At 59.2% G+C, this 13,420-nt stretch carries 12 protein-coding genes; 8 read left to right on the top strand and 4 right to left on the bottom strand.

Annotated features, from left to right (window positions below; all coding sequences use genetic code 11):
- Positions 1-27 precede the first annotated feature (27 nt).
- On the bottom strand, positions 28-1,800 hold the full coding sequence (gene aspS, locus H598_RS0104690; protein ID WP_028111971.1) for an aspartate--tRNA ligase: 1,773 nt from the start codon (positions 1,798-1,800) through the stop codon (positions 28-30).
- Positions 1,801-2,074: 274 nt separating this feature from the next.
- Between aspS and cmoA the strand changes: the two genes are divergently transcribed.
- From cmoA to H598_RS0104660, 6 genes are read left to right on the top strand one after another with little or no spacing between them, the layout of a single operon-like run.
- Positions 2,075-2,803, top strand: a complete 729-nt coding sequence (gene cmoA, locus H598_RS0104685; RefSeq protein ID WP_028111970.1) for a carboxy-S-adenosyl-L-methionine synthase CmoA — start codon at positions 2,075-2,077, stop codon at positions 2,801-2,803.
- Positions 2,800-3,768 carry a tRNA 5-methoxyuridine(34)/uridine 5-oxyacetic acid(34) synthase CmoB gene (gene cmoB, locus H598_RS0104680; RefSeq protein WP_028111969.1) on the top strand — a complete coding sequence of 323 codons (969 nt, stop codon included), beginning with the start codon at positions 2,800-2,802 and terminating at the stop codon, positions 3,766-3,768. Before cmoA ends, cmoB begins: the two co-directional genes overlap by 4 nt.
- 46 nt (positions 3,769-3,814) lie before the next feature.
- Positions 3,815-4,576 (top strand): ATP-dependent zinc protease family protein, encoded by a 762-nt coding sequence (locus H598_RS23350; protein ID WP_051252403.1) that lies wholly within the window; start codon positions 3,815-3,817, stop codon positions 4,574-4,576.
- 14 nt (positions 4,577-4,590) lie between these two features.
- Positions 4,591-6,099, top strand: coding sequence for an inactive transglutaminase family protein (locus tag H598_RS0104670; protein ID WP_028111968.1), 1,509 nt, complete (start codon positions 4,591-4,593; stop codon positions 6,097-6,099).
- Positions 6,099-7,067 carry an alpha-L-glutamate ligase-like protein gene (locus H598_RS0104665; RefSeq protein WP_028111967.1) on the top strand — a complete coding sequence of 323 codons (969 nt, stop codon included), beginning with the start codon at positions 6,099-6,101 and terminating at the stop codon, positions 7,065-7,067. Before H598_RS0104670 ends, H598_RS0104665 begins: the two co-directional genes overlap by 1 nt.
- Positions 7,039-8,523 carry a hypothetical protein gene (locus tag H598_RS0104660; RefSeq protein ID WP_028111966.1) on the top strand — a complete coding sequence of 495 codons (1,485 nt, stop codon included), beginning with the start codon at positions 7,039-7,041 and terminating at the stop codon, positions 8,521-8,523. The genes H598_RS0104665 and H598_RS0104660 overlap by 29 nt, the downstream gene beginning before the upstream one ends.
- Here H598_RS0104660 and H598_RS0104655 read toward each other — a convergent pair.
- Positions 8,506-9,105: an FMN-dependent NADH-azoreductase gene (locus tag H598_RS0104655; protein ID WP_028111965.1), complete on the bottom strand. Its 600-nt coding sequence runs from the start codon at positions 9,103-9,105 to the stop codon at positions 8,506-8,508. The genes H598_RS0104660 and H598_RS0104655 overlap by 18 nt on opposite strands.
- Before the next feature lie 109 nt (positions 9,106-9,214).
- On the opposite strand from H598_RS0104655, the gene H598_RS23345 reads away from it, so the two are divergent.
- The gene (locus H598_RS23345) at positions 9,215-10,165 is read left to right on the top strand and encodes a LysR substrate-binding domain-containing protein (RefSeq protein WP_051252401.1); all 951 of its coding nucleotides are present in this window, start codon (positions 9,215-9,217) and stop codon (positions 10,163-10,165) included.
- 9 nt (positions 10,166-10,174) lie between these two features.
- On the opposite strand, the gene H598_RS23340 is transcribed toward H598_RS23345, so the two are convergent.
- Positions 10,175-11,104: a LysR family transcriptional regulator gene (locus tag H598_RS23340; RefSeq protein WP_051252398.1), complete on the bottom strand. Its 930-nt coding sequence runs from the start codon at positions 11,102-11,104 to the stop codon at positions 10,175-10,177.
- A 127-nt stretch (positions 11,105-11,231) separates the two neighbouring features.
- On the opposite strand from H598_RS23340, the gene H598_RS0104640 reads away from it, so the two are divergent.
- Complete coding sequence (locus H598_RS0104640) at positions 11,232-12,260, top strand: zinc-binding alcohol dehydrogenase family protein (RefSeq protein WP_028111964.1); 1,029 nt, start codon at positions 11,232-11,234, stop codon at positions 12,258-12,260.
- 43 nt (positions 12,261-12,303) lie between these two features.
- Here the strand turns inward: H598_RS0104640 and thiH are convergent, their stop codons facing one another.
- Entirely contained in the window at positions 12,304-13,419 is a 1,116-nt protein-coding gene (gene thiH, locus H598_RS0104635; RefSeq protein WP_028111963.1) for a 2-iminoacetate synthase ThiH, read from the bottom strand.
- Between the last annotated feature and the right edge of the window lies 1 nt (position 13,420).

Below are 13,420 nucleotides of genomic sequence, written 5' to 3'. Positions count from 1 at the left end.
TGCCCGCAGGCAGCTTTGTTATTCGTCTTACTGGTCCTGCTTCGGTTCCTGTTTCACCAGGTCGATGGCCAACTCCTCCAGCACATCCGGATTGGCCGGGCTGGGGGCGTCGGTGAGCGGACAGGCCGCCGTGGTGGTCTTGGGGAAGGCCATCACGTCGCGGATGGAGGTGGCACCGGTCATCAGCATCACCAGACGGTCCAGACCGAAGGCCAGGCCGGCATGCGGTGGCGCACCGTAGCGCAGTGCTTCCAGCAGGAAGCCAAACTTCAGTTGTGCCTCTTCGTCATCGATGCCCAGAATGCGGAACGCGGTTGCCTGCATCTCCTGGTCGTGGATACGCACCGAACCCCCACCCAGCTCACAGCCGTTCAACACCATGTCGTAGGCGTCAGAGATCGCCCCTTCAGGGTTGGCTTGCAACTGTTCTGGCGTCATGTTTCGAGGCGCGGTAAACGGGTGATGCAGGGCGTGGAAACGACCGTCGATCTTCTCAAACATCGGGAAGTCCACGACCCACAGCGGCTTCCACTCGTCCACGGTCAAGCCGAAGTCTTCGCCGGCCTTCAGGCGCAGCGCGCCCATGGCATCGGTCACTACCGAGTAGCTGTCGGCGCCAAACAACAGGATGTCGCCGGCTTCGGCGCCGTTACGCTCGACAATGGCATTGATGATGTCGTCGGTCAGGAACTTGGCCACCGGAGACTGAACCCCGTCGATGCCGTTGCCCGCTTCATTGATCTTGACCCAGGCCAGACCCTTGGCACCGTAAATGCCGACAAACTTGGTGTAGTCGTCGATCTGCTTACGGGACAGCTTGGCGCCACCAGGAATACGCAGAGTGGCAACACGCCCTTCAGGATCGTTTGCCGGGCCGTTGAAGACCTTGAACTCCACCTCTTTCAGAAGATCGGCTACGTCAACCAGTTCCAGCGGGTTACGCAGGTCCGGCTTGTCGGAACCAAAGCGGCGCATCGCATCGGCGTAGGTCATGTGCGGGAACTCGGGCAGGTCCACGTCCAGCATTTTCTTGAACAGAGTGCGAATCATCGCCTCGGTGCTGGCCATCACCTGCTCGGCGCTCATGAAGGAGGTCTCGATGTCGATCTGAGTGAACTCAGGCTGACGATCGGCACGCAGGTCTTCATCACGGAAACACTTGACGATCTGATAGTACTTGTCCATGCCGGACATCATCAGCAACTGCTTGAAGATCTGCGGCGACTGCGGCAGTGCGAAGAACTCGCCCTTGTGAGTGCGGCTTGGCACCAGGTAGTCACGAGCCCCTTCCGGAGTGGCCTTGGTCAAAATCGGCGTTTCCACGTCCAGGAAGCCGGCATCGTCCATAAAGCGGCGTACTTCGGAGGTCACCTTGGCACGGAAGATCATCCGTTCGGTCATCTCGGGACGACGCAGGTCCAGGTAACGGTACTTCAGACGCAGGTCTTCGTTAACGTCGGTGTTGAAATCGATGGGCAGCGGCGCCGCCTTGTTCAGGATGGTCAGTTCTTTACCCAGCACCTCGATGGCACCGGTGGTCATGTTGGCGTTTACCTGACTGTCGGGACGGGCACGAACCAGGCCTTTAACCTGAACACAGAACTCACCGCGCAGGCTGGAGGCGGTTTCGAACACCTCTGGCAGGTCAGGATCGTAAACCACCTGAACTATGCCCTCACGGTCACGCAGATCGAGGAAAATCACACCACCGAGATCACGGCGGCGGTTTACCCAACCGACCAGGGTAACTTCTTGGCCCACCAGGGCTTCAGTAACGAGTCCACTATAATGGCTGCGCATCGACGGATCCTATCTAAGTTGTTGGCAGTACGGGAGCCTTGCGCCATCGCCAGGCCCATACAGGAAAAATTCGGCAAAACCGGGATTATAAAGAAAAGTCACCACTTTAAGAAGTCGTGGTCGCCTTTGTTTCGACTCAGTTGCTCAGTTCACAAGCAGATGAGCAGATTTACAGCAGTTTGCAGGGGAAAAGCGGCGTCTATTATCAGTTTACTTGCTGGCGTCAGGCGTCGGCACTACAATCGGCGCGTCACCTGAAGAGAACCGTTCCAAGATGCCAAAGCACGATAAGATTTTTGCGACCCCTCAGCAAGATATCCCTGACTTCAGTTTCAATGAGCAGGTCGTTTCCGTTTTCCCCGATATGATCTCCCGTTCCATTCCCGGCTACGGCGCCATCATCGATGGCATCGGCGCCATCTGTGCCCGAGTGGCGCAGGATCACACCCGGCTCTATGATTTGGGGTGCTCACTGGGCGCAGCCACCCTGTCCATGCGCCGTCATGTGGGCGAAAACCACTGCCGCATCATCGCCGTCGACAACTCCGAAGCGATGGTCAGCCGGGCCCAGGAGCACCTGAATGCCTTTGTCAGCGGCACCGATGTGGAGTTGGTGTGCGCCGACATCCGCGATGTGGCCATTGAAAACGCCTCGATGGTAGTGCTGAACTTCACCTTGCAGTTCTTGCCACCGCAGGATCGCGCCGAGCTGATGAACAAGATCTATCAGGGGCTGGTGCCCGGTGGTGTGGTCATCGTCTCTGAAAAACTGCGTTTCGAAGGCGAACGTCTGCATCAGTTGCTGGATGAGATGCATCTGGACTTCAAACGGGCCAACGGCTACAGCGAACTGGAGATCAGCCAGAAACGTACCGCGCTGGAGAACGTGATGAAACCCGACAGCAAGCAGCAACACTACCAACGCTTCAAGGACGCCGGTTTCAGTGAATACAGCAGCTGGTACCAGAACCTGAACTTCACCTCGCTAATGGCCATCAAATGATCGAGTTTAAACAGTTCTTCCAACGCATCGCCGATTCCAAGCTCAGCCACTGGCTGGAGACCTGCCCGACCCAGTTAAGCCAATGGCGCAAGCTGCACGCCCACGGCGATTTCCCCAAATGGGAAAAGGTGGTGGCGAAGATGCCGATCATGGAGCTGGACCAACAGGACATCAAGACCCAGGTGATGTTTGGCAGCGGTGCCCAGCTGGACGACGGCCGCACACAGAAACTGCACAACCTGCTCAAGTTCTTCCATCCCTGGCGCAAAGGCCCCTACCACCTGCACGGCATCCACATCGATACCGAGTGGCGCAGTGACTGGAAGTGGGATCGCCTGCTGCCCCACATCAGCCCACTGAAGGGCCGCACCGTGCTGGACGTGGGCTGTGGCAGTGGCTACCACATGTGGCGCATGCTCGGCGAAGACGCTGAACTGGTGATCGGCATCGACCCATCGGATCTGTTCCTGGCCCAGTTCGCCGCCATTAAAGCCATCGCCGGAAATCCGGACAGCATCCACCTGCTGCCTCTGGGCATTCAACAACTGCCTGAGCTGCGAGCCTTCGATACGGTGTTTTCCATGGGCGTGCTGTATCACCGCACCTCCCCCATCGATCACCTGTTGCAACTGCGCAACCAATTGAACAAAGGCGGGGAACTGATTCTGGAAACTCTGGTCGTAGAGGGGGACGAAAACACCATACTGGTGCCACCAGGGCGATACGGCAAGATGAACAACTGCTGGTTCCTGCCCTCCTCAAAAGCCTTGAAACTGTGGCTGGAAAAGTGCGACTTTAACGATGTCCGCATCGTCGATGAGGCCGACACCACCCTGGGCGAACAGCGGCAAACCGACTGGATGACTCACCAATCGTTACAAGATTATCTGGATCCGACCGATTCCAGTAAAACTGTCGAGGGACATCCGGCCCCCAGACGTGCCATACTGATCGCCACAAAATAGAACAAAATCATGAATATCGACCTTACCCAAGGATAAGGAATCAGAGATGAAGATGAACCACCTGCTCGTACCCCTCGCGACGTTGTCCCTGCTGGGCGGCTGTGCGAACCTCAACGGCGACAACGAGGCCGCCAAGCAAGCGCAACTGGATCAGCTGGTTAACCAGCAAACCGAACAGCTGCAAACTCTGATAGTCGATACCTGCACCCCTAAGGCAGACCCCAACCAACCCTACATGGAGCAGTTGGTCACCGAGATGGCCGGGGTCAATGCCCAACTGACGGCACTGGTAGAGAAACAGGCGGTGCCAGTGGTGACCTGTCCGGAAGTCAGCACCGAATCCCCCATCGGGGACAAACTGATTCTGGGTGAAGTCGAGCGTACTTATGTGCAAGAAGTGGGCATGGAGTTTGAAACCCGGGTCGACACCGGCGCCGAGTCCTCCTCCATCGACGCCCGTAACATCACCCTGTTTGAGCGCGACGGCAAGCAATGGGTGCGTTTCGATGTGCCGAACCGCGAAGCGCCGGAGACCGAAGCCAAAACCATTGAAGCCAAGGTTGAGCGCATCGCGCAGATTAAAAAAGGTGCCGCCGACGGCAAACAGGAACGTCCGGTGATTCGGGCCCGCCTGAAGATTGGCGACTACGTTGCCGACACCGAACTGAACCTGAACGATCGCAGCCACCTGGATTACCCATTGCTGCTGGGGCGTAAGTTCATCAAAGACATCGCCGTGGTGGACGTCAGCCGCAGCCATGTCCAAAGTAAAAAACCGGCCAAAAAGCCTGCTAAACCCACTGAATAACGGACCTGTTCTCAATGGCCTCTAAGAAACCCTTCTACTTCCTGGTCGCGTTGCTGCTGTCCTTGGGCATCGGCTCCTCGATCTACCGCCACGTCGTCGACGGCATCCCCCTGTTTCCCGGCGCCCAGACCACCAACTGGACCGTAGAGGCGCGGGTTGCGTTTCAGGCGAATGGCCAGCCCATTGAGGTGTCCCTGGCCCTGCCTGAAGATCCCGGCTTTGAGATCCTGTCTGAAAGCGCCGCCTCTCCAGGCTATGGCCTGACGGTTGCCCGTCAACAGCAAGCCCGCCGCGCGGTGTGGACCAAGCGGGAAGCCATGGGACAGCAGGAGCTGTATTTCACCGCCAACCTGGTGGCCAGCGGCCGTTCCGGTCTGGCCGAATCAGTCCCACCGTCAGAGCCACAGGCAGAGACCTGGGCCGAAGGTGTGGACACCGCCGCCCAGGCCCTGATCGATCTGGCCTGGAGCCGCAGCGCCACCAACCTGTCCTACGCTCAGCAGATTGCCAAGATGCTGTCCGATACCGAACAGGCTCAGAATGTGGCCCTGCTGCTCAGTCACTACAAGCCGGAAGATCTGATGGTGCAGCTGCTGCACTCCGCCAAGATTCCAGCCCGGGTCGGCCACGGTTTGCGCCTGGAAGACGGTCGTCGCCGTCAGTCGTTGGTACCCATCGTCGAAGTGTATGACGACGGAGCCTGGCACCTGTTTGATCCCCTGACCGGCACCAGTGGCCGCGAAGAGAACATGCTGCTGTGGCAACGCTCCAGCGCCTCGGTTCTGGACATTACCGGCGCCGCCAACTCCACCGTGACCTTCTCCATCATTCGCGATACCCGTCCGGCAATGGCCACCGCTCTGGATATGATGAGCGCCAAAGGGCTGGCGTCGTTCTCGCTGTACTCGCTGCCTCTGGAAGAGCAGAGCCTGATTCGAGGCCTGATGCTGGTGCCCATCGGCGTGCTGGTGGTGGTGTTCCTGCGTGTGTTGGTGGGCCTGAAAACCTCAGGCACCTTTATGCCGGTGCTGATCGCGCTGGCGTTCATCCAGACCACCCTGCTCACCGGCTTGATTGGCTTCTTGCTGATTGTTGCCGTCGGCCTGTACATTCGCGGCTACCTCTCCAACCTCAACCTGTTGTTGATATCGAGGATCAGTGCGGTGGTGATCGTGGTGCTGGGGATCATCGCCGGCTTCACCGTACTGGCCTACAACCTCGGATTAACCGAAGGTTTGACCATTACCTTCTTCCCGATGATCATCCTGGCCTGGACCATCGAGCGGATGTCGATCCTGTGGGAAGAGGAAGGCCCTAAAGAGGTCGCCATTCAGGGCGGCGGCAGCCTGCTGGTCGCCACCATCACCTACCTGTGCATGGTCGCGCCACTGGTGCAGCATTGGGTGTTCAACTTCCTGGGCATTCACCTGGTGATTCTGGCCGGGGTGCTGATGATGGGCCAATACACCGGTTACCGCCTGTTGGAACTGCGCCGCTTTAAGCCTCTGGCAGGAGACGACTGATGCTGTTTTGTCACCCATCCAAGCTGAAAACCAAAGGCATCATGGGGATGAACCAACGCAACATCTCCTACATCGGCCGCTATAACCCGCGCTCGCTGTACAAACTGGTGGACGATAAACTGCGCACCAAACAGATTGCCATGAAGGGCGGCATCGACGTGCCGGATCTGATCTCGGTGATCGGTCAGCAGCACGAAATTAAAGACCTGACCAACCGCATTCGCGGCTTCGCCGGCTTCTGCATCAAGCCGGCCCAGGGTTCCGGCGGCAAGGGGATTTTGGTGATCACCAAGGTCTCGGAAGGCCGGTATTTCAAGCCCTCCGGAGACGAAGTCACCCTGGCCGAAATGGAACGCCATGTCTCCAACGTCCTGGCGGGGCTGTTCAGCCTCGGTGGCAAAAATGACGTGGCGGTCATCGAGGCCCTGATTCAATTTGACCCGGTGTTTGAAGGCTACTCCTTTGAAGGGGTGCCGGACATTCGGCTGATTGTCTTCAAAGGCTATCCGGTGATGGGGATGCTGCGGCTGTCCACCGCCGCCTCAGACGGCAAAGCCAACCTGCACCAGGGCGCCGTCGGGGTCGGCATCGACATCGCCACCGGACGAGCCCTGAGGGCGGTGCAGTTTGACCAACCGGTGACCCACCACCCGGACACCAACAAACGGTTGTCCGACATGGCGGTTCCCCACTGGGATCGGTTGCTGACCTTGGCCGCCGGATGCTACGAGATGTCTGGCCTGGGCTACCTGGGCACCGACATGGTACTGGACACCGAACGGGGCCCGTTGCTGCTGGAACTCAACGCCCGCCCCGGACTGGCGATTCAGATCGCCAACGGGGAAGGCCTGTTACCACGGCTGCAACAAGTCGAATCACTGCCTGCCCATCCTGTGGATGTGGCCACTCGAATTGCCCGTTCCAAGGAGTGGTTTGGCCGTGAACGCCAATTGGATCAGACTGCCTAGCGCACTGATTCTGGCCGGATTGCTGGTAAGCCCCTCGGGGCTTGCCGGCACTACCCTGGATCTGTGTCAACAACTGATTACCCCGCCCGAGTCCAACAGCGTCATTCAACAGCAGCGTTACCTGGCCCAACTGGTACAACTGACCGATCAACTGCGCGCCGCACCGTCGCGAGCGCAAGAGCTGGCTCAGTGTCATCACCTGGCCAGCAAGGCGCTGGCGACGCTGGACCACCAAGCCAGTCAACCGGTGACCCAATTGACCGCCGAGGCGGCCTACCTGAATCTAACCACCGCCAGCAAACGGCAACTGCGACTGGATCGGGTTGACTGCCAACTGGATGAAACGACGGATCCGCAACCGGCACTGCTGCCACTGCGACGTCAGGATGTTGGCCGTTACCTGTACCAAAGCCCCGGCGAACGCTGCAGCCAGTACGTATGGCTCGGCTGGGAGAATCGCGGCGGCAACGACACCCGACTGCTGCTGGATCGCATTCTGCAGGCCGCCAGCGACCATGCCAAGTCACAAGGCTATAGCGACAGTGTTGAGCATGCGCTGGCGGGCAACTACCTGGACTCGCCACAGAAAGTGTCGCGCTGGCTGCAATCGTTGCCGGTATCACAGGCGGAATTGCCCTGGCAACCCCATGCGGTCCCCCGCTACCGCAACCTCAATCCCGCTCAGCTGAGCCAGGCCGCGCTGCAAGCCCTGACCGCAACCCTGGGGCTGACTCTGGCCAAGCTCGATAACGGCAGCTGGCAAGTGTGGGATCAGCGCCGTTACCTGGGGGTGGTAACATTGACCCCGGGCAAGCGCACCGAACTGCGAGTGATTCAACGGCACATCGTCGGCCACCATTTTGGTGTCGCCGAGGTGGTCTACCGCAGCAAGACCAAGTGGCGCTTCAGCCACGTCGAGCAACTGCTGGCCCGCCAATCTCAGGCGCTGTATGCCCTGGCCGGCCAGCCATTGGCAACCCACCAGGGCCAACGGTGGGAAGCGGATCTACAGGGACTGACCGCCGCCCTTGGCGAAGCGCTGGCCCACAGCGCCTCGTTCAGTGCCCCATTGGGCCCCTTGCCTCCGGCGACGCCCCAGGGGTTTCAGGCCAGCGAATTGTTTGACGCCGAGATGGCGCTGGTGGTCTGGCGCCAGGATAGTCTCGATGAAGCCGGGTTAATGCAGGCCCAATCCCGGCTGTTTCAGCACTATTTTCATCACCCGGCGCCGTCACACTGGCGCTGGTGGAACTCCCGCCCACAACTGATCCGCCAGGGACCGCTGCTGTACCGCAAACAGCTGAGCCGCCAATTGGCGGCTCAGCTCATCAGTCGGTGGCAGCAGGGCCAACTCAGTGGCTCACAGCTGTGGCGGCAACTCTATGTCGACACCAATCACCAGCCCATGACGTCCACGTTGGACGCCCTGGGAGTGGGTTTACACCAGCGCCAGTAACTGCTCCTGGGCCTGGTCAACCACAGCGGCGTCCATGGCCACCCCGCCGGCAGAGACCAGAGATACATCGGTAATGCCAACAAAACCCAGTACCGTCTTCAGATAGGTGTCGTTGTGGTTCAGGTGCGCCATCGGGGTGCCATCGGCGTAGTTACCACCGCTGGAGGCGACAATCACCGCCTTGCGTCCGGCCAGCTCCCCTTTTGGCCCTTGCTCGGTGTAGTTAAAGGTGCGACCGACGCGACAGATCTGATCCACCCAGGACTTCATGCCGACCGTGACGGAAAAGTTGTGCATCGGCGAACCCAGAACCACTTCATCGGCGGCAAACAGCTCATCCACCAGCTCGTCGGATTGAGCCACGGCCTGCTGCTGCGCCTCGCTGCGCTGGTCTTCCGGGGTGTAAAAGGCGCCAATGGTATCCTGGCTCAGCTGGGCCACGGCATCGCCGCTGACATCACGGCGAATAACCCGGCTGCCCGGGTTGGAGGCCAACCAGGCATCAGCATAGGCGGCCGTCAGTTTACGGGTGTTGGACGTGGCAGAGTTAGGGCTGGCATCGACAATCAACAGGGTTTTCATGGTCTGGTATCCTTAATCGGTATCTCAATGGGATTGATGACTATATTAATTGCAAGAAACAGAAATAAAATTGCATAATATCGGTCAAACCTATCTAAGGATTAGAACTATGTACCGGCCTCATTCGACCCTGGAGCAGTGGCGCATCCTTCAGGCCGTGGTGGATTATGGCGGTTACGCCCACGCCGCCGCCGCCCTGAATAAAAGCCAGAGCTCCCTCAACCACGCCGTCGCCAAACTGCAACAGCAGTTGGGCGTGCAGTTGCTGCGGGTCAAGGGGCGTAAAGCGGAGCTCACCGAAGAAGGTAAGGTACTGCTACGCCGTTCCAGGCAACTGACTCAACAGATCGAGCAGCTGGAGCAACTGGCCAATAACATGGAGCAAGGCTGGGAACATGAGCTGATCATCTCCCGCGAAAGCATCTACCCATCCCAGTACCTGTTTGATGCCCTGTCCCGCTTCTATCCGGAAAGCCGTGGTACTCGAGTGACCGTCATCGACAACATCATCAGCGGCAGCAGCGATGCCATTAGCAGCCGCAGTGCCGACCTGGTGATCACCGGCCATGTGCCCCCCGGCCATCTGGGCACGCCACTGGCGATGATCAAGATGATCCTCTGCTGTCATCCCAATCACCCGCTGACCCGGGAACAGGAAGTGGACTCAGGGCGACTGGAGCGCGAATTGCAGATCGTGATTCGGGACACAGGTACCGCCGCCCGCGACAGTGACAAAGATGTGGGCTGGCTCAAGGCCAAGGAGCGTTGGACCGTCAGTCATTTTTTCGATGCCATCGACATTCTCAAGCAGGGCGTAGGCTTCTGCTGGATACCGGATCACATGGTTGCCGAGGCATTGACCAACGGCGATCTGGTGTCGCTGCACTCCAGTGTGGAAAAACACCTGATTCCTCTGACTCTGGTGATCCCCAACCCGGACAACCTGGGGCCGGCCGGAAAACGCTTCGCCGAAATCCTACAGCAATGCAGCCCCCTGACCAGTTCTCAACCCATCGTCGGCACCACTGTCTCGGCTCGAGGACCGGACTTTGGCCCCTGAGCCGCAGGGTTACACACCGAGCAAAACCGAGTCCTCACCGCTCTGCGACTGATCGCCGAGGCCGTCAATCAACCATTGATGTAACTGACGCACCGCCGGGCTGAGGCGGCGACGATCGGGACAGACAAGATTCAGCGGCGCCGGTTCACCGAGCCAGGGACCGGCTATCTCCACCAATCGACCGGCGCGCAGATCCTCGGCCACATCCAGCCTCGACTTATAGGCGATGCCCGCCCCCATTAGCGCCCAGCGATGCACCACATCGCCGTCATCGCTGCTGCGATTACCAGAGACTTTGATCTCCCGTAACTGACCCTGCTGCCAAAACCGCCAGCGATCGTAGTGGGACTCGCCCAACATGAAACAGAGACAGTTTCTGTCTGCCAACTGCTCCAGACTCTGTGGCTGACCATGATGACGCAGATACTCCGGTGAGGCGCACAACACTCGGCGGTTTTGCTTCACGACCGGCAACGCGACCAAACTGGAATCTTCCGGAATCCCGTAGCGAAGTGCCAGGTCCACCGGCTGCGCATACACATTGGCCAGCCGATCCGTCATCTGTATCCGCACCTGTAATTTGGGGTGTTCACGTTGAAACTGATCCAGCAGCGGCAGTAACCGCTTCCGCCCCAGGCCCGAGGGCATCGACAGCTGCATCAAGCCGCTAAGACCATGGGCTTCAGACTGTAACTCAGCAGCGGCGGCCTCCAGTACCTCGACCCCGTGCTGACACTGAACCAGAAACCGCTCTCCCTCCGGGGTCAGACGCAGGCTGCGGGTGGAGCGGACGAACAACACGGTGTTGAGTTCAGTCTCCAACCGTTTGACCGCCGCACTGACTGCCGCCGGCGTCAATGCCAGTTGTCGCGCTGCCGCCGACAGGCTGCCCAGTTGGGCCGTTTTCATGAACAAGGTCAGATCCTGCAGAGCCTTCATTTTCAAATTTTATTTTAAAGAGATGATGGCCAATGCTAGTTTTTCAATCATACGGCGTCAAATAGACTGAGTTCAGCTTGCCGAAGCCCAGCGGCTACGGCATTAATTTGAATAGCGGAGAGCCCCCATGAAAGCCATCGGATACCGTCATCCCCATCCACTGAGCAGCACCACCCAGCTGCAATCCATTGAACTGCCCATGCCCGGCGCCAGCGGTGACGATCTGCTGGTTCGCGTGCACGCCATCTCGGTCAATCCGGTGGACACCAAGGTTCGCCAGCGGGCCAGCGGCGTCGACGGCCTCAATGACGGCTATAAGATCCTCGGCTGGGATGCGGCGGGGGAAGTGGTCGCCATTGGCGATAAGGTGACCGACTTTAAGGTGGGCGATCAAGTGTGGTACGCCGGCGATCTGACCCGCCCGGGCAGCAACGCCGAATACCAGTTGGTGCACCAGGAGTTGGTTGGTCGCAAACCCGCTAACCTCAGTTTTGCTCAGGCCGCCGCCCTGCCCCTGACCACCATCACCGCCTGGGAGATCCTGTTCGACCGACTGAAACTGGATCCCAACGCCGATCTCAGTCAGCGGACTCTGCTGGTCATCGGCGCCGCCGGTGGCGTTGGCTCGATCCTGCTGCAACTGGCCAACCACCTGACCGACATTCGAATTGTCGCAACCGCGTCTCGGCCGCAAACCCAGGATTGGGTCAAGCGCTTAGGGGCGGATGCGGTTATCGATCACCGCCAACCACTGTCCGAGGCACTGGCCGAGGCCGGCATCGACGGGGTCACCGACGTCGTCAGCCTGACCCACAGCGAACACCACTGGCCAGAGATAGCCAAGCTGATCGCGCCACAGGGACAACTGGCACTGATCGACGACGCCCCCAGCCTGGACATCATGCCCTTTAAGCAGAAGAGCATCTCATTGCACTGGGAGTTTATGTTTACCCGCTCGCTGTTTTCGACTGCGGACAGAGTCAAGCAACAACAGTTGCTGAACAAGGTGGCGGACCTGGTGGAGTCCGGCGCGGTGATCAGCACCGCCGATGCCCACTTTGGTTCCATCTCGGTGGCCAACCTGCACCGGGCTCATACCCTGCTGGAGTCGGGCACCGCCAAGGGCAAAATAGTGCTCGAGGGGTTTGAGGATTAAAGTTTCCTCAGACAAATGAAAAAGGCGCCCATGGCGCCTTGTTTTAATGTCCGGTCAACGCCCGGTCCCAATCCTTCCACACCGGCGTCAGCCCGGCTGCCTCAATGGCACTGGCCACCCGTTCTGGTGATCGGGCATCATCAATGGAAAACTGAGCCAGATCTTCGCTGGCGTCGGCATAGCCGCCAGGCCGGGTGCTGGACCCGGCACTCATGGTGGTCGGCCCCAGAGTCATCACGTTGTCCCTGAAACTGGCGGATTCCCGGGTCGACAGCGACAACTCCAACTCCGGACCAAATAACCGCAAGGCACAGATCAACTGCAACAACTCCCGCTCACCCACAGGACTCACCGGTTCGACACCGCCGGTACAGGGACGCAGTCTGGGGAAGGAAACCGAATAGCGACTGCGCCAATAGCGGCGCTGCAAATAGTCCAGATGCAGGGCGACCATGGCCGCTTCCACCCGCCAATCGGCCAGGCCATACAATGCGCCAATGCCAATTTTGTCGACGCCCGCCTGCCCGAGGCGATCCGGCGTCTCCAGCCGAAAACGAAAATCCTGCTTGTTGCCCCGCAGATGATGCTGGCCATAGGTGGGACGGTGATAGCTCTCCTGGTACACCATCACCGCGTCCAGGCCCAGCGCCCTGAGCTCGGCATAGTGTTGGCTTTCCAACGGCTGTACCTCCATCATCACCGTCGAAAACCGAGCCTTGATTCGCGGCAGTACGCGCCGAAAATACGCCATTCCCACCTTAGTCTCATGCTCGCCGGTCACCAACAGGATCGCATCGAAGCCCAGCGCCTTGATGGCATCCATCTCCCTGTCCAGTTCATCGTCGGTCAACGTATGGCGCTTTATGCGGTTGCTCATGGCAAAGCCGCAGTAGTCGCACTCATTGGCGCACAGGTTGGACAGGTACAGCGGCACATACAACCCCATGGTGTTGCCGAAACGCTGGCGGGTCAGAGCCTGAGCCCGCGTGGCCATCTGTTCCAGGAACGGCGTGGCCGCCGGTGAGATCAGCGCCATAAACCCCTGCCAATCCAGGCGTGGGCGTGCCAGAGCCTGCCGAACCGCCTGTTCGCTGGTGGCATGGATGCTCAGAGCCAGGTGGTCCCATTGCTGCTGTTGCCACAGGTCATAAAAACTCATG

This window comes from Ferrimonas kyonanensis DSM 18153 (assembly GCF_000425405.1).
Classification (GTDB): Bacteria; Pseudomonadota; Gammaproteobacteria; order Enterobacterales; family Shewanellaceae; genus Ferrimonas; species Ferrimonas kyonanensis.
Note: the sequence above shows the minus strand (reverse complement) of the source record. Positions and strands in the feature narration are given on the sequence as shown.

Excerpts from the sequence above, each read along its gene's own strand:
- aspS (WP_028111971.1), bottom strand. The coding sequence starts at position 1,800 with ATGCGCAGCCATTATAGTGGACTCGTTACTGAAGCCCTGGTGGGCCAA.
- cmoA (WP_028111970.1), top strand. The coding sequence starts at position 2,075 with ATGCCAAAGCACGATAAGATTTTTGCGACCCCTCAGCAAGATATCCCT.
- cmoB (WP_028111969.1), top strand. The coding sequence starts at position 2,800 with ATGATCGAGTTTAAACAGTTCTTCCAACGCATCGCCGATTCCAAGCTC.
- H598_RS23350 (WP_051252403.1), top strand. The coding sequence starts at position 3,815 with ATGAAGATGAACCACCTGCTCGTACCCCTCGCGACGTTGTCCCTGCTG.
- H598_RS0104670 (WP_028111968.1), top strand. The coding sequence starts at position 4,591 with ATGGCCTCTAAGAAACCCTTCTACTTCCTGGTCGCGTTGCTGCTGTCC.
- H598_RS0104665 (WP_028111967.1), top strand. The coding sequence starts at position 6,099 with ATGCTGTTTTGTCACCCATCCAAGCTGAAAACCAAAGGCATCATGGGG.
- H598_RS0104655 (WP_028111965.1), bottom strand. The coding sequence starts at position 9,105 with ATGAAAACCCTGTTGATTGTCGATGCCAGCCCTAACTCTGCCACGTCC.
- H598_RS23345 (WP_051252401.1), top strand. The coding sequence starts at position 9,215 with ATGTACCGGCCTCATTCGACCCTGGAGCAGTGGCGCATCCTTCAGGCC.
- H598_RS23340 (WP_051252398.1), bottom strand. The coding sequence starts at position 11,104 with ATGAAGGCTCTGCAGGATCTGACCTTGTTCATGAAAACGGCCCAACTG.
- H598_RS0104640 (WP_028111964.1), top strand. The coding sequence starts at position 11,232 with ATGAAAGCCATCGGATACCGTCATCCCCATCCACTGAGCAGCACCACC.
- thiH (WP_028111963.1), bottom strand. The coding sequence starts at position 13,419 with ATGAGTTTTTATGACCTGTGGCAACAGCAGCAATGGGACCACCTGGCT.